Annotated in this window: 19 protein-coding genes; 12 read left to right on the plus strand and 7 right to left on the minus strand. The window is 44.3% G+C overall.

Going from position 1 to position 24,967, the window contains the following annotated elements:
- Positions 1 to 64 precede the first annotated feature (64 nt).
- Positions 65 to 880 (plus strand): M48 family metallopeptidase, encoded by an 816-nt coding sequence (locus tag THMIRH_RS00055; protein WP_173289517.1) that lies wholly within the window; start codon positions 65 to 67, stop codon positions 878 to 880.
- Positions 881 to 892: 12 nt separating this feature from the next.
- Here THMIRH_RS00055 and tsaC read toward each other — a convergent pair whose 3' ends face one another.
- On the minus strand, positions 893 to 1,447 hold the full coding sequence (tsaC, locus tag THMIRH_RS00060) for an L-threonylcarbamoyladenylate synthase type 1 TsaC (RefSeq protein ID WP_173289526.1): 555 nt from the start codon (positions 1,445 to 1,447) through the stop codon (positions 893 to 895).
- A 450-nt stretch (positions 1,448 to 1,897) separates the two neighbouring features.
- Between tsaC and THMIRH_RS00065 the strand changes: the two genes are divergently transcribed.
- The gene (locus tag THMIRH_RS00065) at positions 1,898 to 2,173 is read left to right on the plus strand and encodes a hypothetical protein (protein ID WP_173289528.1); all 276 of its coding nucleotides are present in this window, start codon (positions 1,898 to 1,900) and stop codon (positions 2,171 to 2,173) included.
- A gap of 287 nt (positions 2,174 to 2,460) precedes the next feature.
- Here the strand turns inward: THMIRH_RS00065 and THMIRH_RS00070 are convergent, their stop codons facing one another.
- Entirely contained in the window at positions 2,461 to 3,615 is a 1,155-nt protein-coding gene (locus THMIRH_RS00070; RefSeq protein ID WP_173289530.1) for a DUF3095 family protein, read from the minus strand.
- 82 nt (positions 3,616 to 3,697) lie between these two features.
- Here THMIRH_RS00070 and THMIRH_RS00075 point away from each other — a divergent pair, with 82 nt between their 5' ends.
- Entirely contained in the window at positions 3,698 to 4,342 is a 645-nt protein-coding gene (locus THMIRH_RS00075; protein ID WP_173289532.1) for a 2OG-Fe(II) oxygenase, read from the plus strand.
- A 153-nt stretch (positions 4,343 to 4,495) separates the two neighbouring features.
- Complete coding sequence (locus tag THMIRH_RS00080) at positions 4,496 to 6,847, plus strand: methyl-accepting chemotaxis protein (RefSeq protein WP_173289534.1); 2,352 nt, start codon at positions 4,496 to 4,498, stop codon at positions 6,845 to 6,847.
- A gap of 74 nt (positions 6,848 to 6,921) precedes the next feature.
- Here THMIRH_RS00080 and THMIRH_RS00085 read toward each other — a convergent pair whose 3' ends face one another.
- Positions 6,922 to 7,812: an SMP-30/gluconolactonase/LRE family protein gene (locus THMIRH_RS00085; RefSeq protein ID WP_173289536.1), complete on the minus strand. Its 891-nt coding sequence runs from the start codon at positions 7,810 to 7,812 to the stop codon at positions 6,922 to 6,924.
- Positions 7,813 to 7,991: 179 nt separating this feature from the next.
- Between THMIRH_RS00085 and THMIRH_RS00090 the strand changes: the two genes are divergently transcribed.
- The 6 genes from THMIRH_RS00090 (at position 7,992) to THMIRH_RS00115 (ending at position 15,258) form a co-directional block, all read left to right on the plus strand.
- Positions 7,992 to 9,545: an FAD-binding domain-containing protein gene (locus tag THMIRH_RS00090; protein WP_173289538.1), complete on the plus strand. Its 1,554-nt coding sequence runs from the start codon at positions 7,992 to 7,994 to the stop codon at positions 9,543 to 9,545.
- Positions 9,545 to 9,721, plus strand: coding sequence for a DUF2256 domain-containing protein (locus THMIRH_RS00095; protein ID WP_173289540.1), 177 nt, complete (start codon positions 9,545 to 9,547; stop codon positions 9,719 to 9,721). Before THMIRH_RS00090 ends, THMIRH_RS00095 begins: the two co-directional genes overlap by 1 nt.
- Positions 9,718 to 11,268, plus strand: coding sequence for a cryptochrome/photolyase family protein (locus THMIRH_RS00100; RefSeq protein WP_173289542.1), 1,551 nt, complete (start codon positions 9,718 to 9,720; stop codon positions 11,266 to 11,268). Before THMIRH_RS00095 ends, THMIRH_RS00100 begins: the two co-directional genes overlap by 4 nt.
- Before the next feature lie 67 nt (positions 11,269 to 11,335).
- On the plus strand, positions 11,336 to 11,557 hold the full coding sequence (locus THMIRH_RS00105; protein ID WP_173289544.1) for a TA system antitoxin ParD family protein: 222 nt from the start codon (positions 11,336 to 11,338) through the stop codon (positions 11,555 to 11,557).
- A complete protein-coding gene (locus THMIRH_RS00110) occupies positions 11,554 to 11,820 on the plus strand; it encodes a type II toxin-antitoxin system RelE/ParE family toxin (RefSeq protein WP_173289546.1) in 267 nt (88 codons plus the stop codon). The genes THMIRH_RS00105 and THMIRH_RS00110 overlap by 4 nt, the downstream gene beginning before the upstream one ends.
- 90 nt (positions 11,821 to 11,910) lie before the next feature.
- A complete protein-coding gene (locus tag THMIRH_RS00115) occupies positions 11,911 to 15,258 on the plus strand; it encodes a DEAD/DEAH box helicase (protein ID WP_173289548.1) in 3,348 nt (1,115 codons plus the stop codon).
- Between the two features lie 12 nt (positions 15,259 to 15,270).
- Here the strand turns inward: THMIRH_RS00115 and THMIRH_RS00120 are convergent, their stop codons facing one another.
- Positions 15,271 to 16,197: a homoserine kinase gene (locus tag THMIRH_RS00120; protein WP_173289551.1), complete on the minus strand. Its 927-nt coding sequence runs from the start codon at positions 16,195 to 16,197 to the stop codon at positions 15,271 to 15,273.
- Positions 16,198 to 16,271: 74 nt separating this feature from the next.
- On the opposite strand from THMIRH_RS00120, the gene polA reads away from it, so the two are divergent.
- Positions 16,272 to 19,091, plus strand: a complete 2,820-nt coding sequence (gene polA / locus THMIRH_RS00125; protein ID WP_173289553.1) for a DNA polymerase I — start codon at positions 16,272 to 16,274, stop codon at positions 19,089 to 19,091.
- 69 nt (positions 19,092 to 19,160) lie between these two features.
- Here polA and traF read toward each other — a convergent pair whose 3' ends face one another.
- Positions 19,161 to 20,432: a conjugal transfer protein TraF gene (traF, locus tag THMIRH_RS00130; RefSeq protein WP_173289555.1), complete on the minus strand. Its 1,272-nt coding sequence runs from the start codon at positions 20,430 to 20,432 to the stop codon at positions 19,161 to 19,163.
- Positions 20,433 to 20,691: 259 nt separating this feature from the next.
- Here traF and THMIRH_RS00135 point away from each other — a divergent pair, with 259 nt between their 5' ends.
- Complete coding sequence (locus tag THMIRH_RS00135; protein WP_173289557.1) at positions 20,692 to 21,417, plus strand: hypothetical protein; 726 nt, start codon at positions 20,692 to 20,694, stop codon at positions 21,415 to 21,417.
- A gap of 161 nt (positions 21,418 to 21,578) precedes the next feature.
- Here THMIRH_RS00135 and THMIRH_RS00140 read toward each other — a convergent pair whose 3' ends face one another.
- A complete protein-coding gene (locus tag THMIRH_RS00140; RefSeq protein WP_173289559.1) occupies positions 21,579 to 23,732 on the minus strand; it encodes an AMP-binding protein in 2,154 nt (717 codons plus the stop codon).
- A complete protein-coding gene (locus THMIRH_RS00145) occupies positions 23,729 to 24,940 on the minus strand; it encodes an MFS transporter (protein ID WP_243831456.1) in 1,212 nt (403 codons plus the stop codon). The genes THMIRH_RS00140 and THMIRH_RS00145 overlap by 4 nt, the downstream gene beginning before the upstream one ends.
- Positions 24,941 to 24,967: the final 27 nt, after the last annotated feature.

Here is a 24,967-nt window from a genome sequence, read left to right on the forward strand (position 1 = left end):
TTTATTAGAAAACTCCGTACAATTTTATAAAATAACCAACTAAAAAAGATTTGGAGACCTCTTTATGAAACTTAAACAGCCTTTGCTGGCCTTAGCAATTCTTTCCACCCTAACTTTAGGAGCTTGCGTCAGTCAAACCACTCAAAAAGGGGCTGTTGGTGTTGACCGCCAACAATTACTGATTGTTTCAGAAAAAGATATGCAAGAAGGGGCTGTTAAAGCCTATGGCGAGGTGATTGACGAGGCCAAGAAAAACAAAACGCTCAATCCAGATGCCAAACAACTCGCGCGCGTTCGTGATATCGCCAATCGGCTAATACCCAAAACCAGTGCCTTTAGAACCGATGCACCTGACTGGGCATGGGAAGTCAATGTGATTCAATCTGACCAACTGAATGCTTGGTGCATGCCCGGCGGCAAAATTGCCTTTTACACCGCCATTATTGAAAAACTCAGTTTAACCGATGATGAAATCGCTGCCATTATGGGGCATGAAATCGCCCACGCTTTGCGTGAACATGGTCGTGAACGCGCTTCACAAGCGCAATTACAAAGTTACGGACTAGCGGCTTTAAGTTTAGCCACTGGCATTCAAGGCCCAACCCTTGATTTAGCCTCTATGGCCATGAATGTCACCTTAACCCTGCCCAATAGTCGTGAACACGAAACCGAGGCAGATCGAATGGGGGTAGAACTTGCGGCTCGCGCTGGCTTTAACCCAGAAGCCGCTGTGCATGTATGGGAAAAAATGTCACAGCTGTCAAAAGATGCTCCACCAGAAATTCTCAGCACTCATCCCTCTAACGCAAGCCGTATTAAAGACTTAAAGGTTTATAGCCAAAAAGTCATGGGGCTTTATCAAGCCAGTCAAAAAAGCTAAAGCTGACTCGGTTTAGCGCAAGCGCACCTGCTTTTGCGCATCCCAAATTTGCGAAGGCTCTGCCAAACCACTTAATTGACCTTGCATAACAGGGATTTGAGGAAAACACGCAATACAGTCTGCGGTCGTTTTAATCGGGGGTTGCCCCGATAAATTGGCACTGGTCGATACAATCGCGCCACCAAACGCTTCACACAGTGCTTTGACCTCTGGATGATGCGTCACTCTTATCGCCACCGTCTTGCGTCCACCGGTAATCCAAGTTGGCACTTTTGGGGTTGCAGGCAACACCCAAGTCGTTGGAGAATAGGCACTTTCCCAAGATTTCAGCACCAAATCTGACCAGGCCTGGTCAAAAATAAGCGCCAAATCCCGAATTTGAGCCACATTCGCCGCAATCAAAATAACCCCCTTTTCTAAAGGACGCTGCTTCAAATCCAACAAACGATTAAACGCCGATTCATCAAACGGATCACATCCCAAACCATAAACCGCTTCGGTAGGATAAGCAATCACCTCGCCGGCTTGGATAAGCCTGGTAGCCTCAGATAAATTGATTTGATTCAAAGTTTTAACCTACCTTAATAAAAGTGCCCAAGTTTAATCTCTTACCAGTCATAAAACAATCTAACCCTAAACCTTTACTGGCAATACCTAGCGCATTACGATTTGTAACACACAACAGCTTAAAAGGATTTCCTATGCCAAGAATGACCTTACAAATCTCAGACACCCTAGACCATCAATTGCGCGATTTAGCAAACGCACAATCTCTATCTCGTTATGAAATTGCCTGAATTACACTAGAAATCTTTGTTAAAACCCCACACATAAAAAAATAGAAAGCAAAAATTAACAAAAAGATTTAACTCAAAACTAAATTTTTAATTCGGAATCTTTATGAAAATTATTAAAACCTATTTGGACAAATTAAAAATAACAAATTAAACTTTAAAAGTTTGATAACATAATATTGGAATTTAAAATAATTCTGTTAATTTTAAGGAAACATATTAAATGAAAAAAATTATATCTCTGGCCGCCTTATTTGCGGTATTTGCTTCAGTTACAGCCTGTGCTCCAGCTAACGTATCATCGAACCTAAGAGCATCATCCAGCCAAGAATCTTCAATGGCTACACGCTGTGTTGATTTTACTACTGGAGATGAGGAAGAAGTAAACGAACTTCTAAAAAAATATGACGGGTGGAAAGTTGCTTATGCATCTGAATATACCACTTCAAATAAGTCAACAACCTCTATGGTTATGTGCTTTGAAAAACCATATAAATAATTTTTAGTCTACTTACCTTATGGCTTAAGCTTCCATTTTAAAAAGCTTAAGTCATCAAATAATTAATCACGTCTTAGAAGTTTAATTAAGAATTCAGCAAAAATCTCATCAAACTAATCATCCAAACAATCCAAAATGGTTTTTGGCACATCAGCTGTAGCGGCCTCAATCAAGAAATTGTCACCCTCATCTTTCAAATTTGGGCGCCAAGAATAATAAAGCGTTACTCAATCACAACTGGCAACATAAGTCACCCAAGAAATAATACTTCTACCCTAAGCTATTTTTTACTGTCGCATCAGTATCTGCGCTTTCAACTGCTTGGCTGCCATGGCATAGCCGCCCTCGGCGCTGTCTACAAAGTGGATGTGTTCTTGGCCAGTTTTTTCGACTAGGCAGGTGATGATGGCGCTGTGGGTTTGGTGACAGCCGTAATAGAGTTTGCCGGCTTGGTGAAGTTGTTCTAACCAGGCTAATAATTCGTTAATGGACGCTTGCGAAGCAGACATCACACACCGATAAGTATCGTCCAATTTCACATAATCAGAGTGTTGGATAAGGTCTTGTTTATAACCGCCCCAATGCACTTCTAGCGCTTCAATTTGATGCTCCATCCAATAATTACCAATGATATTTTGCAGCCGAATTTTTTGGCGCATCGCCCATTTTGCCCAGCGACTTTTATTTTGCGTTTTGGTTTCTGCTTCCACTTTTAATTTTTGTGTATTCATCGACAAATTTAATCCTGCGGTATTGAGCGGATGATGTTGCGAAGCGTCACCCAAAACCCTTTGGGTTTCGGCAATCAGCATTTGATAAAGAGCCAGGGATTCTGCTTGGGTTTTACAGCGCGCTTTGACCAACAAACTAAAGGTCACTTCTTGTTGACTGGGGATTTCATTCCAACGACATTCAAAACCGCTAAAGTCTGCCTTAGGCTCGGTATTTGGGTCTAGGTGATAGTGTTGGTTGGCTTTAATTTTGGCGTCTGCTTCTTCCATGCCGCCACCCATAAAAAAATATTGCGTTAAGTTGGGTGCGGCTTGGTAGCGACAAATATTGATAGGGCTTTCTAGGTCTTTATAAGGAATTAACCCCACGCGCAACTCTAATTGCACCCCATCCTGCGCCAGTTCTTGGCAGCCTCTTAAGGCGCGTTTTATTTTGGGTAAAAGCTCTGGCGGCACACAAAATGAGGCGCCATCGCCACCAAACACATAGGGCACTTTAGAAGGCTTAACCGCATTAAGCAAAGCCGCAATGGTGCTGCCACCCACGGCATTAATGTCGCGATATCGCCCTTCGGCGATGGCTTTTGTTGAGCCGCGCACATCGGTAATCACAATCCACCAATCTTGCGGCAGGCTGTGATAAGCATCGGTGGCTAAGGTGTCCGATAAGTTGTTGAAAACGGGTAGAGTTTCTTCAAAACTAAACGCCATTTTGACCTCAATTTTTTGATTGCTAAAAGACTGACTTGAGCGCATAATCCGCAAACTTTTTCATCTGCGTTTCAGGGCCATTATGTCATTAAATCTAACAGAAAATATCTTAGATTCTTTATTAGATGCGCTTGTTGAGCAAGGCTGGTTTGAATGGCCAAACGCCGTTGACGAAGACTTATGTCTAGAATTGCTGGCAGAAGTCGAATCTTTAGACGAAGAAGGCGAGTTGCGCCGAGCCGGCATTGGGCGTGGCGATGCCTTGCAACTCAATAAAGATATTCGCCGTGACCAAATCAAATGGCTCGATAATAGCACCCCCCCACAACAGCGTTATTTAAAGCACATGGCCAATCTGCAATGCCAACTCAATCGGGCGTTATTTTTGGGTTTATTTGAATATGAGAGCCATTTTGCGCTTTATAAAAAAGGCGATTTTTACAAAAAGCATCTGGATAGTTTTCGTGGCAAAGCCAACCGTATGGTCACCACTGTGCTGTATCTCAATCCCGACTGGCAGGCCGAATGGGGCGGTCAACTGGTGATTTATAACGAAGACTCCAGCCAAAAATTGGCCACCATTAACCCCAGAATCGGCAAAATGGTGGTTTTTATGAGTGAACAAATTCCCCACGAAGTGCTCCCTACCCTTCATCCTAGAGTCAGCATTGCCGGCTGGTTTAGACTCAATAACAGCATTGCCGGTGCCATAGACCCTGCTTTTTAAAGAACAGTTTGCAAAGTAAGACTCAGTCACAAAAAATGCCAGTTCTTAGCATACTTAATCGATAAACAGGTTAAACTTTTATGAAGATTGCATTGAAGACTTTAATTTCAAACGCAAACATACCTATTTCGTCCATTTAAAAAGGATTTTTTTATGTCGATTAAGCAAAGTAATGCCGTCATGACGCTGCTGGTGATCTTATTAGGCGTCGGTATGTTAGCGGCACTGAGTTATTCCATCAATCAAGTCAGTCATCTGAAAGACAATCAAATCCTGTTAAAGGAAATGAATGTTGATATCCTCATGTTACGCCGCCATGAAAAAGACTTTTTACTGCGTAACCAATTAACCTACCAAGAAAAATTCAACCAGCAAATAGCGGCCACCCAAGCTGATTTGCAAACCCTAGAAAACAACTTAGCCCAAGCGGGGTTCGCCAGCCAAGAAACCGCAACCCTCATGGGCATTCTCAAAAGTTATCACACCAAATTCACCGAACTGGTCGAAACAGCCAAAGCCGTTGGCTTAGATGAGAAGTCTGGTTTGCAAGGCGACTTAAGAAGTGCCGTGCACAATATCGAATCTGACTTAAAACAATATAAAAACGATGCGCTCTTAAAAGACATGCTGATGCTCAGACGCCGTGAAAAAGACTTTTTACTGCGCATGGACATCAAATACTTAACCAAATTTAACCAAGATGTGGCGGTATTCCAACAAAACCTGCAAAAATCAACGCTCACCAACGAGCAAAAAGACAAAGTCGCCCAGCTGCTAACCACTTATCAAACGCAATTTAAAGCCATGGTAGAAGGTTATGAGCGCAAAGGCTTTGACAGCAAGCAAGGCATACTCGGTGATATGCGCAATACCATTCATCAAACCGACACAGCACTGGAGTCGGTCAATGAAAAGGTCTCCAGCTTTTTAGCCGATAAAATTTCACAACTTGAAAATTTCATTTATGGTCTAGCCATCTTATTTATCTTGGGTGTCGTTTTAACCTCGCTACGCCAAATGAAACGCGTTTCCACAGCCGTCAAATCGCTGTCGGATATGATTAATGATGTGGCGCAAAACTATCATTTTTCGCAACGCTTTAAACACGATAACCAAGACGAAATTCAAGATATTGGCAATGCCTTAAACGGTTTGCTCAGTCACATGGAAAATGCGGTTGCAGAAGCCAATGGCGTGATGTCGGCCATTGCGCAAGGCAACTTTAACATACAAATCACTGCTGATTTTAAAGGTGATTTACTCACCCTAAAACAAGGCGTTAATAGCAGCGCGCAAAGTGTTGCATTTACCATGTCTGAATTAGAAAAAATCATGCAAGCCATTTATCAAGGGGAATTTGCAGCCCGCATGGACCCCAAAATCGCCCCCGCATTCAGAGAAAAAGTCGACCGTGCCATGCACCAAATGCAAACGGTCATCGGTGGCATTAACCAAGTCATGCACGGGCTTAACGAAGGCCACTTTGAAGAACAGGTGACCTGTGAAGCCAATGGTGAACTCAAAGACATGAAAGATACGGTTAACGATTCTATGCTCAGTCTAGCCAAAGCCATGGCTGAAATTACCCAGATGGCGCAACAGCAAGCGCAAGGTAATATTTCTGTGATTTGCACCAGCCAGTTCGCCGGACAACTGGAAGACTTAAAAAATCAACTCAACACCTCAGGTCAACGCCTCAACCAAGTCATTCAAAAGGCACAAGAAGCTGCCAATATTGTCTCGGGAGCCGCTGCCGAGGTAACCCAAAGTTCTATGTCTTTAAGCGAAAGAGTGCAAGAACAGGCGGCGGCTTTAGAGGAAACTTCTGCCACCATGGAGCAGCTCAGTGAAACCATTCATGCCAATGCAGAGAAATCTCATACGGCCAGCCAATTGACCAATCAGGCCAGTCACGATGCCGAACAAAGCAGCAGCATTATGCAAAACACCCTTCAGGCTATGGATCAAATCCAAGAATCCAGCCACAAAATTTCAGATATTGTTACCCTGATTGACAGCATTGCTTTCCAAACCAATCTATTGGTGCTCAATGCGGCGGTTGAAGCGGCGCGTGCCGGCGAACATGGACGAGGGTTTGCCGTGGTTGCAGGTGAAGTGCGCTCCTTAGCGCAAAAATCAGCAGATGCGGCAAAAGACATCACTCACCTGATTGATGAAACCGCCTCTCGGGTCAGCCAAGGCGTTGCTTTGGCACAAAAATCGGGGCAAGCCTTAGACAAAATTCACCATGCCATCGTGGATGCCAATACTTTGATTAATGAGATTTCCAAAGCGTCATCAGAACAATCACAAGGCGTGCAGCAGGTGAATCAAAGCATTCATCAAATTGACCAGGTAACGCAACAAAATGCCGCACTGGTGGAAGAAACCTCCGTGGCTGCTGAAAATCTAAATCATCAAGCAGAAACGCTTAAAACAGAAATGGCATTCTTTAAAACTCAGTCAGCCTCGGCTAAAAAGGCTTTGTTACCTCAAAAACTATAACCCTAAAACCCCATTAATAAAAAAGCCACAGACAATAGGCTGTGGCTTTTTAGGTGGCTCTTAAAAGTGTTAAATCAATTCAAGGGCAAAATCACCACTTCGTTGGCTTTAAACATGGGAATCAACACACGATTGCGCTGGGTATCTAACCCTAAATCCGCAGGCGCTTCTAGGCCATCCATCAGGGTTTTCACCGCTTTATTAGGGCTAATGTGAAACACCGCTTCGGCCTCCCAACTGGATGTAATGATTGAGCCATCGTCTAAACTCAATAAACCATCCAAACGCCCGCCGGGTAAAGTCATTTGCGCTTTGGTTTGCCCTTTCGCATCCATAAACACAAGTTTGCCACTGCCAAAGGTACCCATAATAATGCCGCCATCATGCGCCGCAACACCATTGGGTTTACCTAACTGAACCCCTTTTACAATCGGGATAACCTTGCCATTAACGCTCACTTTATAAATGGCATCCGCACCCGAGCCTGTAAAACCGGGCGCTAACCCACTGTCGGTTACATACACACTGTTGTCATCAGCTTTAGACACGCCATTTAAAAAGGTGCTGCCTTTGATGTTAATGTCTTTCAACTGTTTTCCTGAAGGCAATTCAAATACACGAACGGTATCAATATCGGCAATGTATAAACGATTGCCTAAAATTTGCATCCCTTTTGGCGCATTCAAATTGACCTGAGCATTGGCGCCATCAATCCACTTTAAATCCAACACCGTGCCGTCTGGGCTGACCTTAGAAATAAAACCGTTGTCGTCTTTATCAAACGGATTGCCATTAATATTGGCCACCAAATACACATCGTCTGCCGCGTTGTATTCCACCGACTCAGGCGTGGCAAAGCCCACATCGCTCACATAAATCGGCTCTGCTTGTGCAAACGCATTTTGACCTACCGCCCAAAAAGCCAATCCAAAAATACCGGCTAATGATTTCAATTTTAAAGACATTTTATAAACTCCCGTGAATAGAAAAAGTGCTTAGATGAAGACGCCAAATGCGAAAAATTCTTAATGAGTTTAGCAGAAATTTTTGAACATTTTGGACATTCTAACAAGTGTTGCTAGACTTTATAAATAGGTTTTGTAAAAGTTATGTATAATTTTGTTTCAACTGTTTGGATTCACCCATGGCAAAACCGCAAATACAATTAGTTTGGTTTAAACGCGACCTGCGCACCCACGACCATGCGCCGCTGTTACTCGCCGCCGAGCGCGGGGTGGTTTTGCCTTTGTATATCTTTGAACCCGAACTTTGGCAACAGCCCGATGCCAGTTTGCGCCAATGGCGCTTTGTGGCCGACTGCCTGTACGAACTTAATCTTGACCTGACGCGCTTGGGGCAGCCTTTAGTTTGTAAAATGGGCGACGCCCTGAGCGTATTGCAGGCCCTGCAACACACTTACGACATTCAAGCCGTGTGGTCGCACCAAGAAAGCGGCAACCTCTGGAGTTTTGGGCGTGATCTGAGCGTTAAAGCCTGGCTTAAACAAAACCACATCGCTTGGCATGAAATTCCGCAACATCCCATTCAACGTGGCGCTAACGCTTATCGTAATGCCTGGCAAAGCCAAGCGGAGGCTTTTTTTAACCAGGCCTGCCTGCCAGAACCCAGTTTTTTACCCTTTTGTCAGCCGTTTGAAGCTTTGCCAGCCAATCTACCCTTGCCACCCCCTTTGGTGGCGCATGAACAAATTCAGCCCGGAGGGCGGTCGCGTGGCTTGCAACAGTTGCAGCGTTTTTTAACTCAACGGGTTGGGCAATATTTGTATGACATCGCTCATCCGATTAAAGCGCGCCAAAACTCTTCCCGCCTGAGCCCGCATTTAGCTTGGGGCAGTTTGTCGATGCGCGAAGTGATTCAAGCAGCGCGCCAGCGCCAAAGTGTGGCACCCGATGTGCATCAACGCAGCCTTACTGCGTTTATTTCGCGCTGTTTTTGGCAAAGTCATTTTATGCAAAAGCTTGAAACCGAACCCGAAATGGAAAGCCAATGTTTGCACCCAGCCACCGAAACCCTGCGCTTTGATAATGTGCATGCGTTGGACTATTTAAACGCTTGGCTCAGCGGTCAAACTGGGGTGCCGATTGTCGATGCCTGTATTCGCTGTTTAAATGTGACTGGCTGGATTCCGTTTCGGATGCGCGCCATGCTGGTGTCTTTTGCCACCTATCAACTGTGGATTGACTGGCGTTTGCTCGCACCGCACCTCGCGCAACGCTTTACCGACTATGAACCTGGCATTCATTACAGCCAAATTCAAATGCAATCGGGCACCACCGGCATCAATGCTATGCGAGTTTACAGCCCGGTTAAACAATCGCAAGACCACGACCCAGAGGGCAAATTTATTCAATTTTGGTGCCCAGAATTACAAGCGCTCCCCAAAGATTGGATTCACGCCCCCTGGGAAATGCCGGAAATGATTCAAACGCAGTTTGGCGTTATGATTGGCCAAACCTACCCCAAACCGCTGGTTGATTTAGCCGACAGCGCCAAACAGGCCAAAGCCAAATTATCGGCAGCGCGCAAAGACCCGCAAGCCAAAGAACAGGCCAAACAGGTATTTGAAAAACACGGTAGCCGCTTAAAACGCAACCGCCGCACCTCGGTAAAATCGCCTGCCAAAAAAACGCGCAATAGCGTTCCCGACAACCAACTCAGTTTATTTGGAGATGCTTAATGCGAGGCATTCAAAAACAACACCTGCCCTCTAAAGACTGCCCCGTGTGCCACAAACCTTTTGTGTGGCGCAAAAAGTGGGCAAAAGACTGGGAAACCGTGATCTATTGCAGCGAACGCTGCCAACGCCAAGCCAAACAACAACGCCGTCAATTGAACGCCGAGGAAAACCCATGAAAGCCATTCGCACCCTTAGCCTGATTTTAGGTGACCAACTCAACCGCGACTCTGCCATTTTTGACGACTTTGACCCCAACCAAGATGCGCTGTGGATGGCCGAAGTGCTTGAAGAAAGTACTCATGTGGCATCCCATCCGCAACGCAGTGTCTTATTCCTAAGTGCCATGCGCCACTTTGCCGACCAACTGCAAGGAGAGGATTTTCCGCTGTTTTATAACGCCCTCAGCACCGATGCCAGTGCAAATTTCGCCAGTTTTCAAACTGCACTCAGCCATTTTTTAACCCAACACAGTGTGCAAAACATTCAAGTCGTCTTGCCCGGTGATTATCGTGTGTTGCAGCAACTTAAAACCACTTGCCAAAGTGCTGGGCTTAAACTCAAAGTGTTACCCGACCGCCATTTTATCAGCTTGCCCGGTGAGTTCAGCGCCTGGATGGCAAAGCGCAAAAGCCCCATAATGGAATACTGGGTGCGCCATTTGCGCCAACGCACCGGCATCTTAATGGCAGACGGCAAACCCATCGGCGGCGCGTGGAATTTTGATGCCAAAAACCGCGGTAATTTTGGTAAAAAGGGACCAGGCCTGGTCATTTCTGGGCCGGTTTTTGCCCCAAATGACCTCACCAAAAGCGTTATGGAATTGGTCAAAACCCTGTTCCCTCAACACGCGGGAAACCTTAGCCACTTTAACTGGCCAGTGACTGCCGAGCAGGCGCAACTGGCGTTAGACGATTTTATTGAGCATCGCTTGCCCAGCTTTGGTCTTTATCAAGACGCCATGTGGTTTGACCAGCCGTTTTTATATCATTCTCTGATTTCTTCCAGCCTTAATCTTAAACTCATCTCACCTTTGCGCGTGATTCAAGCCGCCGAACAGGCTTATCACCAAGGACGTGCGCCGATTGAAGCGGTGGAAGGGTTTATTCGCCAAGTGCTGGGATGGCGTGAATATGTGCGCTGCTTGTATTGGCACGCCATGCCGCAATGGCAAGACTGGAATCATTTTGGCGCAACGAACCCTATGCCCGACTTTTACTGGACGGGCAAAACCAATATGGTGTGTTTACAACAATCGATTGGCCAAGTGCTTAAACACGGTTATGGTCATCACATACAGCGCCTGATGGTCACCGGCTTGTTTGCGCTCTTGTGGGAAACCGATCCCAAAGCCATTCACGAATGGTATTTGGCCATGTATGTCGATGCGGTGGAGTGGGTGGAATTGCCCAATGTGCTGGGCATGAGCCAATATGCCGATGGTGGATTGATGGCCAGCAAACCCTATTTAGCCAGCGGCAACTACATTCAAAAAATGAGCCCCTATTGTACCAAGTGCCGCTACAACCCTGCAGAATCCACGAGCGACAAGGCTTGCCCCTTTACCACTTTGTATTGGGCGTTCCTCGTGAAACATGAAGATTTATTACGCCAAAATCACCGCATGGCACTGCCACTCAAACACCTGCAAAACTGGGACGAACCCAAACGCCAAGCGCTGGCCAAGCGCGTGGCGCAGATAAGGGTGGAGTTAAAATCAATTTAACCTCTATTGCATTCAAACCATTACTTGCCTACAATTGTAGGCAAGTATTTTTTACGGAGTTTTTTTCATGAGTACCACCGTGCGCATTAATGATCGTTTTTATCAAGAGGCCAAATCACAGGCAAAAGCTGAATTACGCTCTATCCCCAATCAAATTGAATATTGGGCGCGCATTGGCAAAACTGCGCTCGAAAACCCAGATATGTCGATAGAAACCATCCAAAAACTCATTCTTGCAAGACATGAAAATTCTGAACCGTTTGAATTTATCAATTCAGACGCATCATGAATCTTCTACAAAAGCCCGCTTTTAAAAGGGCCTATAAAAAACTCCATAAAAATCAACTTGAGTCCGTGAATTTAGCCATTCAAAACATCATTCAAACACCACAACTTGGAACCGAAAAGAAAGGAGACCTAGCGGGAGTATTTGTTTATAAGTTTGAATGTGTTCACCAAGAGTTTCTATTAGCCTATGAATGGGATGAAAACAGTAGAACTCTACTTTTGTTAGGGGTTCATGAAAACTTTTATCGCTCTCTCAAAAACTAATAACTTCCCATTTTTTCCTAAGACCGCCAAAATTTAACCAGGCCTGGTCATTTTTAAGGCTAAAATAATGGTTTTGCGCGGAAAAAAGCCATGCCTTTTGAGTTTACCACCACCGAAATTGAAGCCTTGTTTGAAGAGAAAACCTTTGAGCGCGCTGTGGATATTTATCGCCAAGGCAAGGTACGTTCGGTCACGCTGGAACCCACCACTTCAAGCACTCTTCTCAAGCTTAAAGGCATTACCCAAGGCAGTTACAACGAACGCTATATGCAGCATATTAGTTTAACCCGCAGTCCGCGCGGTTTAATTTTAAACAGCAGTTGTACTTGTCCGATGGGGTACGATTGCAAACATGCCGCTGCCGTTTTATTGAAAGCCCATAATCAATTACAACAACCGCAAGGTTTGGCTAAAAGTGTGCCTGCCATTAGCCAAAGTCCTGCCAATGTTGAAGCACGCCAATTTGAGCAATGGCTGCAAACCTTCGCAAAACAACAACTAGAAAACCTACCCGAAAAGCCTCAAGAGCATGAGTTTCGCTATCGTTTATTTAGCAAAGCCGAAAACCCACACAACTTGCCTTTGGATAGCACCAGCAATGATCTGGACATTTGGTCACAACATCTGACTGCCACAGGACGCTTGTCTAATCCCAAAAAAGTGACCAATGCCAAATTTTTGGATGGCAGCAAATATGGCTATTCTGAATATTCAGATGCCTCAGAGGCCATTGGGCAACTACTGAGCTTGTGTACTTTTGGGCCTTTTAACAAAAGCCAAATTGTTTTTAAAGAAGCCTGTGGATTTTTTGCCCTTAAAACCCTGGTTGAGACAGGACAATGCTTCTTTAAAAATAACGAACCGCCTTTGCAATGGCGCGATGAGCCCATCGAAAAACCCCTGGTGTTCAATGAGCAAGCCCAGCGCTTTGAACTGCCCTTTGGCAATCATGAGTTTTGGGTCTTTTGTGAACCGCCCGTGCTCATCAACACTCAAACCAATCAAGTGCAACCGATAAAATCCAGCCTCTCTGGCGCGAGTTTGTACCAACTGTTACAAATGCCCAAAGCCAATACCGCACTTTTGAGTCGACTACTGCCCTTGTTAGAAGAAGAACAAGCCCGCCTAACGCAACAAAAGCGTCAAAAAGTGGCGCCTTTACCCAAAATTAAAGGGTTAGAAGACAAAGAAATCGCCCCCGACCTACACCCGATTTTACGCCTGATTCAACACCCCAATCATGTGGTATCGTTTGAATTAGACTGCTATTATCCGCCCTACACCTGCCATTTTTTTCCTCGCACAACCAGCCTGACGCAACGGATTGATGGGCAAAAAATCATTCTCAAACGCCAAGTTGAAGCCGAAGATAAAGCCATTTTACGCTTGATGGATTTTTTACTGCCCCTCAACCCAGAGCAAGATCAAATTGACCCCTATGGCGAACCCATGATTAGTCCCTTATTTTGGGATTTGCCTGGTGAATCTTTAGCGACTCAAATGGGATTAGAAGCCTTTTTAGCCTTGCAAGACGAGCTGCCCAATTTGGCCGACGAAGGTTGGATTTTAGAAGGCTTTGCCGAACAAACCTTAGAAGTGCTTAATATTGAGGACATTTCAGTCGAATCGCAAAACCAATCCGAATGGTTTGAACTGGGATTTGATATGGTGGTCAATGGCCAAAGCATTCCGCTCGAACCCATTATTCATCGCTTAATTGGGCAATATCAAAGCAGCGAAGAAATGCCCGACCGCCTGCAGGTGCTTAATGAAAATCAACAGGTATTTGAATTTAGTAAAACGCAAATTGCGCCGATTTTTGATACCCTAATTCAGCTCTACAAAATCCATGATGCCAATGGCGATAAACTACGTTTGAGCCGATTTGATGCGCATTTGATTGCAGGCCTCAGCGATGCGCCCATTCGTTGGTTGGGCTCGAAAGACAGTTTAAAACTGGCTGAAAAACTCAAGACTTTTCAAGGTATTCAAACGGTTCAACCACCCCAAGGTTTACAAGCGCAATTGCGTGAGTACCAACAATTTGGTCTAAACTGGCTTGGGTTTATGCATGAATTTGGCTTTAACGGCATTTTGGCCGATGACATGGGACTGGGCAAAACGCTACAAACCCTCAGTTTTTTACTGCATCTCAAAGAAACCCAGCAACTCGACAAACCGGCACTCTTGGTGGTACCCACCAGTTTGATTGGTAACTGGAAAGCGGAAGCCGCGCGCTTTGTGCCGGATTTAAAATTGCTCACGCTACATGGTCAAGACCGTTTTAGCGATTTTGAACACATCCCCAATGCCGATTTGGTACTCACGACTTATCCGCTGATACCCAGAGATGCGGAACGCTTTGCCGAGATGCCTTTTAGCCTGATTATTTTGGACGAAGCCCAAAAAATCAAAAACCCCACCACCAAACTTTACCAAAGTTTGCAATGCCTAAAAGCTCAGCACCGTTTGGCGCTGACAGGCACACCCGTTGAAAATCATTTGGGCGAACTTTGGGCATTATTCAACTTTTTAATGCCAGGCTTTTTAGGCAACCTAAAACACTTTAAAGCCACCTACCAAAAACCCATCGAGCTTGAAGGCAATCGAGCGGTGCAAACCCAGCTTAATCAAAAAGTGGCGCCCTTTTTATTGCGCCGCACCAAACATCAAGTGGTCAACGAATTACCCGATAAAACCGAAATCATTCGCAAAGTCGAGTTTGAAAAAGACCAGGCGCAGTTGTACGAAACCATTCGCCTCACCATGACCGAAAAAGTGCGCGAAGCCGTGGCACAAAATGGGCTGGCAAAGTCGCAAATCACCCTGTTAGATGCGCTGCTAAAACTGCGCCAAGTCTGTTGCGACCCAGGCCTGGTTAAATTAGACGCTGCCAGCAAGGTTAAACACTCTGCCAAGTTGGAATTGCTGATGGATTTAGTAACCGAGTTATTAGAAGGCGATCACCGCATTTTGATTTTTTCGCAGTTCACCAGTATGCTGCGCATTATTGAAGACGCTTTAACCCACGCCAAAATCGCCGTGACCGTGCTAACGGGTCAAACCAAGAAAAGGGATGAAGCCATTGAGCGCTTCCGATCGGGCGAAGTGGATGTGTTTTTAATCAGCTTAAAAGCCGGCGGGGTGGGACTCAATTTAACCGAAGCCGATAGCGTGATTCATTACGACCCTTGGTGGAATCCCGCCGCCGAAAATCAAGCCACCGACCGCGCTTACCGCATTGGGCAAGACAAGGAAGTGTTTGTGTACAAATTAGTAGTCGCTAACAGTATTGAAGAAAAAATTCTCAATCTTCAAGCCAAAAAACAAGCGCTGCAAGACCAGCTTTACCAAAAATCCCAAGACAAAAACAACGCAGAACCCGACCACAAACTGACCTTAAGCGGTGAGGATTTGATGGCTTTATTGCAATCTTAAAGGTCGATCTGTTTAAACGGTCGCGCGGTGATTAATCAAAACCGTTTTAAACACATTAGGGTCTTTGATTTGGGTGAGTTCGCCTTCGCGAGGTAGGTGTTTATCTTTAAGACGAGACAGGAAAAATCTTAAGGCGCCCATTCGCAAAGCCGCTTGCCAAGCCGCTTCTTCGTCAAGCGTTAAAGGACGCACTGCTTGATAAGCCACCATTGCAGCCTGCAGTTTTTGTGGACAAAGCGTTAAGTCTGGCATTCGGCACCATTCATTCACCATCACTGCTAAGTCATATAACATGGCGCCATTGCAGGCGTAATATAAATCAATAATGCCCGACAACTCATCGCCATTAAACAGCGCGTTGTCACAAAATAAATCGGCATGAATCACGCTTTTTGGTAAATCCGACCAGTCTACTTGGCTTTGAAAGCTGATTTCTGATTCGATTAAAAACTGTTCGTCAGTGGGCAAGTGTGACCGAATCACTTCATAGGTGGCTTGCGCCCAGCTTAAATCGCGATCATTAGGTCTAAAACCGTTAAAGGTTTGGCCCGCCACATGAAACTTGGCCAAATGTTCACTCATCACTTCGCATTGCTTTTGGGTGGGATTTTCAACCCCAGAACCCACTAAACGCTCAACCAATGCGGCAGGTTTGCCTTTTAACTCCGTTAAATAAGCACCTTTATGATTGGGCTTGGGATGCGCTGTGGGAATTTTATGATCCGCCATAAAGGCCATAATATTCAAAAAATATGGCAATTCTTCAAAGCTATGGTGCTCAAAAATTGTTAAAACAAATCGCCCAGCGGAGGTATCGACAAAATAATTGGTATTTTCAATGCCTGCACTGATGCCTTCAAAAGACACTAAATCGCCCTGTTGATACTCTGCCAAAAAGGCCTCTAATTCCGAATGATTGATCAGTGTATAAACAGACATCCCAAAGCGTCCCCAGAAAAGGTTAAAATTAAGCATCGAATTTTATCATAAACCTTTCAAAACTAGGTAAGACCATGACACAAATCCTCCCCGAATTTAATCCGCACAGCCCTTTTATTTTGGTGGACGGTTCTTCTTACTTGTTCCGCGCCTTTCATGCCATGCCACCTTTAACCAATTCTCAGGGCGAAGCCACAGGCGCCATTTTTGGGGTGATTAATATGATTGGTAAACTCCTTGAGCAATATCAACCTGAGCGCATTGCGGTGGTTTTTGATGCCAAAGGTAAAAATTTTCGTCATGAGATGTACCCTGACTATAAAGCACACCGCCCGCCTATGCCAGACGAATTACGCAGCCAAATTCAACCTATTCAAGACATTATCAAAGCACTAGGCATTCCCTTGTTAGTGATTGATGGCGTGGAAGCCGACGATGTGATGGGCACTTTGGCACAACAAGCCACAGAAATTGAGCTTGATAGCCTACTTTCGACTGGTGATAAAGACATGGCGCAATTGGTCAATGAACATATCACGCTCATTAATACCATGAACGACACCTTGATGACCCCGGAAACTGTGGTCGAAAAATTTGGGGTGCGCCCTAACCAAATGATTGAATATTTAGCACTGGTGGGGGATACCGCTGACAATATTCCAGGTATTCCCAGTTGTGGCCCTAAAACAGCTGTTAAATGGTTACAGGCTTTTGGCAATATCGATAATCTGATTGAAAACGCCCCCATGATTGGCGGCAAGATCGGCGAAAAATTGCGCGACAATATTAATCAACTGCGCTTATCACGCCAACTGACCACCATTAAACTCGATTGCGATTTGCCCGTGCATGTTGGCGACATTAAGCGCCAAGCGGCCGATATGGAAGCGCTTACCACTTTATTCACGCGTTATGAATTGCGCCAATGGCTAGCCAAGGTTGCCAAAGGCGAACTGCCTTTTAGTGTGTCAACAGGACGCAAGGCGCACAGCCAAACGCTATCAACTGCGCCCATAGAGTCAGCAACAGAAACCACGCAAGCGTTTGATGTTCCACATGAAACCACAACCACCTCTGAGCAGTTTGATTTAATTTTAGATTGGGCGTTATTTAACACCTGGCTAACACGCCTTGAAAACGCCGAGCTATTTGCGATTGATACCGAAACCACTGGTTTAGATAGCATGGTCGATACGATTGTTGGGCTGTGCTTTGCGGTGCTAGAAAACGGCCAAACCATTTCGGCTTATTGCCCTTTGATGCACGATTATGAAGGCGCACCGCAACAACTGCCCAAAGTTGAAGTCTTGGCAAAACTCAAACCATTACTCGAAGATACGCAACCCAAAAAAGTGGGTCAAAACCTGAAATACGATTGGCATATTTTTCAAAACGAAGGCATTAACCTGCAAGGCATAGCGTTTGACACCATGCTGGAGTCTTATTGCCTTAACTCCGTGGCTACGCGTCACAATATGGACGACTTGGCACTTAAATACCTCAACCACACCACGACGCACTTTGAAGACATCGCTGGCAAAGGCAAAGGACAGCTCACTTTTAATCAAATAGATATTCACACTGCTGCACGTTATGCCGCCGAAGATGCCGCCATCACCCTTCAACTGCACCAAACTCTCTGGCCTCAACTGCAAGCCGACCCAGCCGTGGCAACCGTTTTGAGCGAAGTGGAAATGCCCTTAATCAGTATTTTGGGGCAAATGGAGCGTAATGGAGTGCTCATAGACAAACAAAAACTGGCCGATCAATCCTATGAGCTCACCGGCAAACTAGCCGACTTAGAACAACAAGCCCATCTAATCGCTGGCGAAAATTTTAACCTTAATTCTGCCAAACAATTACAAGTCATTTTGTTTGAAAAACTGCAATTGCCAGTGCTTAAAAAAACCCCCAAAGGACAAGCCAGCACCGCCGAACCCGTTTTAGCCGAATTGGCAGAACGCGGCCACGAACTGCCTACCTTGATTTTAGAATACCGCAGTTTGGCAAAACTTAAATCTACCTATACCGATGCTTTGCCTAAACAAATCAATGTCAAAACAGGTCGAGTACACACCTCTTATCAACAGGCAGTGGCATCCACGGGGCGTTTATCGTCCACCGATCCTAATTTACAAAACATCCCCATTCGCAGTGCCGAAGGGCGTCGCATTCGCCAAGCCTTTATTGCCGCGCCAGGGTATGTGTTGTTGGCCGCCGACTATTCGCAAATTGAACTGCGCATCATGGCGCACTTGTCGGGCGATGCCGGATTGCTTAACGCCTTTGCTTTAGGCGAAGACATTCATAAAGCAACGGCCGCTGAAATTTTTGGCGTGCCCTTAAGCGCAGTCACCACCGAACAAAGACGCGGGGCAAAAGCTGTTAACTTTGGCTTGATTTATGGCATGTCTGCCTTTGGCTTAGCCAATCAATTAAATGTTGATCGAGCCACCGCACAAAACTACATCAACCTGTATTTTGCGCGCTACCCAGGCGTGGCGCATTACATGGAAAGCACCAAAGCCAGAGCCAAACAAAATGGTTATGTTGAAACCCTAATGGGTCGACGCTTATATTTGCCAGACATCAACGCCAAAAACGGCCAATTGCGCCAATATGCCGAACGCACCGCCATTAACGCACCGATGCAAGGTACCGCTGCCGATATTATCAAAACTGCCATGAAAAACACCCAGGCCTGGTTAAATTTAGGGCAATTTGACGCCAAAATGCTCATGCAAGTGCACGATGAATTGGTGTTTGAAGTGGCCGAATCTCAAGTGGAAGACTTTAAACCCCACCTCAAACACATCATGGAATCCGCGCTCACTTTAGCAGTGCCCTTATTGGTTGAAATGGGGGTTGGAGATAATTGGGATGAGGCTCATTAAAAATAACCGTTTATTATAAAAAAAGCGCCTTTCGGCTCTTTTCTACTATTTTTAACAAATGTTTTTTTGTTAAAAATCAAATTCAACTCCGACAGAAATCGCAGCACCTGAATCTTTCTGACTATCCATGTTATCAATAATACTGAAACTGGATGTAGAAAGATCAACATTCAAGAATCCTAAAGTAGTTCCAAGATTCATGTAGGTTAATCCTGTACCAACCATATTACCTTTAAGCCCTAAGCGAACATCAGGAATATACCATGCAGAGTTTGTTGAGTAACTCCCTGAAATGCCCCAAAATTTTGTATCACTTCCATTGAGGTCCTTGGTTTCCATTAAATCAATACTAGAAGACAACGCCCACTCTCTATTCTTTGAAAACAAATCTGCGCCCAAACGAACTTGTGGATCAAAGGTCAGAGTTTTATCCATACCAAATGCAATTGCTGCTGCGTTACGTTTAATATCAAAAGATGGTGAGTTTAAATTATAGGCAACAACACTAAGTCCATAATTATCAGCCGTCCAACTTGCTCCCAAATCTAAAGCAACACTGCTCGAAGAACTTCCGGAAGTAATATCATCAACATAATCAGATATATCTTTGCTTTGATTACCTTGGTTATCATTGATATATTGACCAAAATCGATTGCTTGAGCATTCGAGGTTAAGCTCAGTAATCTAATGGTTGCGCCAGCAGCAACCTTACCTCTTAAATCTGAAGTCGAAAACTCTCCAAAATCATAACCATAACTCAGTGCAAATTCATCCAACTGATTCACTGTTATACCAATCGCAGCAGCCCCAGTTGTTGTTGAAAATGTCGTTGGAGATGTTGCGGTAATTGCTAAATCTGCTTTTTTAATAAAGCTAACTTTTGTTCCGACTTGCTTGGTGTAATCAAAAGAAATTCCACCATTTATAAAATCTGACTTAAACAATATTGGAGCTGTTACACCCGCAATAACATTAATGTTTCCACCATTGTAATCAGTAAAAAATTGATTAGTATTCGTTTGTAGATTTAGTGCATCTTGGATCGTATAAGAGCTTTTATCCAAAATTGTTTTAATGTTGTTATCTAAAAAATCGCTTGATCCTTCAACACCAAAAAGTTCTGCTTGAACTTGTAAGTTTAAACCCAAACCATATCTTGAACCATCAACATCAGCTGCGTTTATTGTATTGTTAGCGGGGTTAGTCAAACTTGAATAAACAGTTCCAGGATTTGAATTTGAACCATACCCAATATTTGGTCCAATAGTGGAGTAACTAGGCGCTGCCAAAACTGAGCTGGACGTTAATAAAAGTGCAGAGACTAGAATCTTTTTATTCATAAGAAATCCTTTTGAGTTTACCTAAATATAAATAAGACCAAATTAATGGAACATAGAATGTAAGCATTTAACTGATTAAGCTTATTATTAAATTATAAACTATAAACAGATAACTTTTATGATGTTAGTTCAAATATTTATATTGAATAATTATCAAAAACTAGACTTTATTCCCTTTCTGATAACAATTTTATTAGTTATCAAATGGTATAATTATTAATAATGTTAACTGATTAACTATAAAAAACTGGGATTAGAAATGTTAAAAAAAATCACTCTATTGACTAGCCTGTTGCCATTTTATGCACAAGCAGCTCTAGAGAACAATATAGACTTCTTGAACTTTGGCTCTCAAGCTCAGTTCAAGAGCTTTTCTGAAGATTTAACAGGCGCTTTAGCGCAAAAAACGCTGATTCCTGCAGAACCTTTAGGGACTGTTGGCTTTGACTTAGGCGTTTCTTACTCTTTGTCTAGCCTTAAAAATAAGCAAATGGGTGCTGTTTCTTTACAACCCAAAGACAGTATTAACACGGTAGCACTTCATGCCGTTAAGGGCTTACCCTTTGGAATCGACTTGGGTGTTGACTTAGCGAATGGCATCAACAATATCACTACCTTGGGCGGTTCTTTGAGCTACGCCATTTTAGATGGTGGTGTTGCTATGCCTGCTTTAAATATTAAGGGGTTCTATAACCAATCTTATGATGCAAAAGCAGTTGATTTTAGCAGCTATGGTGCGGAGTTTGGTGTGTCTAAGGGGTTTGCTAACATTACGCCGTTTGCCAGCGTTGGCTTGGTGAATGGTGAAGTGAAAGCCACTTCTGGTGCATTAAATCTAGGCGCTCCAGTTTCCGCTGAAAGCACCTCTATGATGAAGTATGCTGCCGGGGTTAACATTAACCTCATGGTGATGGATATTTTAGTGGGCTACAACCAAATTGGTGAAGTACCCAGCTACAGCTTAAAGGCTGGCTTCCGTTTCTAAACTTTGAGTCCTACTTTAAAACATAAAAAGGATGCTTTAAAGCATCCTTTTTTATTTTTGAGTTTCTATCAATCTATCGAATTTAAGGCAGGCTAAAGCCTGCGCCCCAAAGCATCGCAAAAATTAAGGGGCAAAAGTTTTCTAGAAATATTTTTGAAGTTTTACACCGCTTTAAAATGTCCATCGGCTATTTTTTGAACTTCTGGGTAATTGGTTTTACCCGTGCCTAACACGGGAATTTGTTCTACCAAAATCACTGTTTTTGGAATCATGATTTCGGCCACTTCGGCGGCTTTTGCGGCATCTTTTACTGTCTGACGGCTTAAGCCTTCGTCATTGGTCACTAAAATGAGCTGTTCCCCTTTGCGTTCGTCAGCGACCGCAACCACCACATGATGCCCTTCAGGGCTGGCATTATTAATGTAGCTTTCTACTGCTGTGAGCGAAATCATTTCTCCACCAATTTTGGCAAAGCGTTTGGCGCGTCCTTTAATCGAGACAAAACCTTCCTCGTCCACATCCACAATATCCCCTGTATCATGCCAACCGTTGGTAGGCGGTTGCAAAATACCGGGTTTATCCGGCATTAAATAGCCTTTCATGATGTTAGGGCCTTGTACAAACAAGCGACCACCTTCTGTGATACCTGGTACTTCTTCCAAGCGATATTCCACGCCTGGCACAAATTGACCGACCGTGCCGGTTTTGAAAGAAGTCGGTGTGTTAACCGATAAAACTGGCGATGTTTCAGTCACGCCATAGCCTTCATACATAGGTACATGGAATTTGTCAGCAAACAAACGACGCGTTTCGGGACGTAATTTCTCAGCCCCCGCCACCAAAGCTCTCACACTGTAAAAATCGTAAGGCTGGGCTTTTTTGGCATAGCCTGAGAAGAAAGTATCGGTACCAAATAATACCTTAACATTGAGCTGATAAATAAGCTCTGGAATCACCCCGTAATGTAATGGTGATGGGTATAAATATACTTTTGCACCTTTTAAAATCGGCCATAACAAACCCGCCGTTAAACCAAAACTGTGAAAAGTGGGTAAGGCATTAAAGAGTTGCTCACCTGGAAGTAAAGTCACCATTGCACTAATTTGGTTAATATTGGACACCACATTTTGGTTAGATAAAACCACACCTTTCGGCGCACCTTCCGAACCCGAAGTAAACAACACCACTGCTTCGTCGTCTAAAGTGTGACCATGCCCAGGCAAGGATTTTGGACTGCCTAATAAAGCCCCCAACTTATCAAACAAGCCGATTTGCGCTCTAACATCTTCTAAATAAATAAACTCTACCGTTTCAGAAAGCGCTGAGACGACAGGCGCCAACTCAAACACTTCAACAAACTTATGGGATGTAATAATCGTAGAAAGTTCTGCCGTTTCGCAGGCCGATTTCATTGGCCCAATGCCCGCTGTAAAATTCAACATGGCTGGCACATAACCATAGGCTTTAAGCGCAAAAAAAGTGGCTGCAATACCGCTCACATTGGGCAGTAATACCCCAACCCGTTTTTGGTCTTGCAAAGTTGCCCGTAATTTTTTGCCAAGAATTGTGCTGCCCAAAATCAATTTTTTACGACTCAACTCAACGCCATTCAAATCTTCAATACAGGGGTTTTTGGCATCATATTGTTTGGCACTGCTTAATACGGCTTGCCATAAATTATGGGATTGGGTTGCACCGTAAAAACTACTGTCACGCATCAGCAAATAAATAGCGTTTCTTAAATACGCATGTTTAGAGCGACCTTTTAAGCCCTTAGGTGCTTCAATGCGTTGCGGCGGTAACACCGTTAGTGTGATTTTTGGAAACCAACTTTGACGCGTAAATGCGAAGCGTGTGCCGTCCAAATAAGACATTTTGCTGTATTGAGCGCCTTCGATAAACACTGGCAAAATAGCCACTTTGGCGTGATCTGCGACCATGGCGGTGCCTTCATACACCTTCATCAAACTGCCGGTGGTGCTGATACGCCCTTCCGGGAAAATCATGCAATGATTGCCGCGTTTTAGTTCTTCAATCATGTGTTTGGTGGCAAATGGGCTGTGCAAATCGACGGTGAAAAACTTTACAAAACTCAGCAAATAGCGCTCATACCAGCGATGCGTGTGTTTTTCATCAATCATAAAGGTGATATTGCCGGTTAAAAAGGTCGCCAATAAAGGGCCATCCAACAGCGATACATGATTCGCCACAATCAAAGCCGGCGATTTACTGGACTCTATGTGATGAAAATGTTCTAACCCGCGAACTTCCACACGATACAACAACTTTAAAATGAGTTTAACAATCCACTTCATACTTCAACCTCAACTATTGGCAACCTTGCCAAGCATTGCCAATGACGATGCAACGCCATCGCCACCAGCACATTTAAACCTGCAATGACATAAAAGATCGTTATCAAATCTAAACCCAAGCCATAACATAACAAAAAAAACAATGACGACAACACCATCAATAGCGCATTAATAATATTATTCACCGCAATCATGCGCCCCCGAAAATATTCTGGAGAATGGGTTTGCAAATGCGTGTAAAGCGGCACAATATAAATGCCGCCCAATACCGGAATGGCTAAAAATGTTAGCCAAATCAACACCGCAATCCAATCGCTAAAAAACACGCTGGCGGTCTGCAAACTTGCGGGCTCTGGCAAACTGATGGTGGCCATTAAACCACTCGACAGCGCAATAAAAACCGACAAACTTGCCAACAACACACCATGATAACGCAGTGCCGACAAAGCAGAAAATTTAGGTACCCAGCGGTTCACTAAAAAAGCACCCAAGGCTATGCCCACTGTAAAAGTCACTAAAAACGCCAACACCACAGATTCATCACCGCCCAATGCCTTAACCAACACCGGAATTTGACTCAGATAAGCCGCACCCAAAAACCAAAACCAAGAAATTGCCATCACCGCCAAAAATGCCTGAGCATGATTTCTTGCCGCACTGACCTCTTGATGGGTAAGCTTAAAGAGTTTAAAGGGCGGTTTTATGGGTTCTGGGCGCAGATGCGAAACAGGAATTTTTAAACTGGCAAAATAGCCTAAAAAAGCCATAAAAATAACCAGGCCTGCCATGAATAAAACACCATTCTCAGTCAAAATGACCCAGCCACCCAATAAAGTACCCAATAAAATGGCCAAAAAAGTAGAGCCACTCAACCAAGCATTGCCTTGTGTTAATTCATGCTCAGCCAAATGCTCTGGCAAAATGGCATATTTAAGCGGACCAAAAAACGCCGACTGTGCGCCCATTAAAAACAGCAACACAAACAGCGCCCACAAATTCTCAGACAAAAGCGCCCAACCGCCAAACAACATAATGACTATCTCAGCGAGTTTAATCTGACGAATTAAAGCGGTTTTCTCAAAACTATCCGCCAAATTGCCAGCAAAAGCTGAGAACACAAAAAAAGGCAAAATAAAGATGCCTGCCGCCGCCGTGGTAAGCAGTCCAGCCTGTTGAGGGTCGTCCGCTATGCGAAAAACAATCAACATGACTAGGGCGCTTTTAAATAAATTATC

It is taken from the genome of Thiosulfativibrio zosterae, from assembly GCF_011398155.1.
Taxonomy (GTDB): Bacteria; Pseudomonadota; Gammaproteobacteria; order Thiomicrospirales; family Thiomicrospiraceae; genus Thiosulfativibrio; species Thiosulfativibrio zosterae.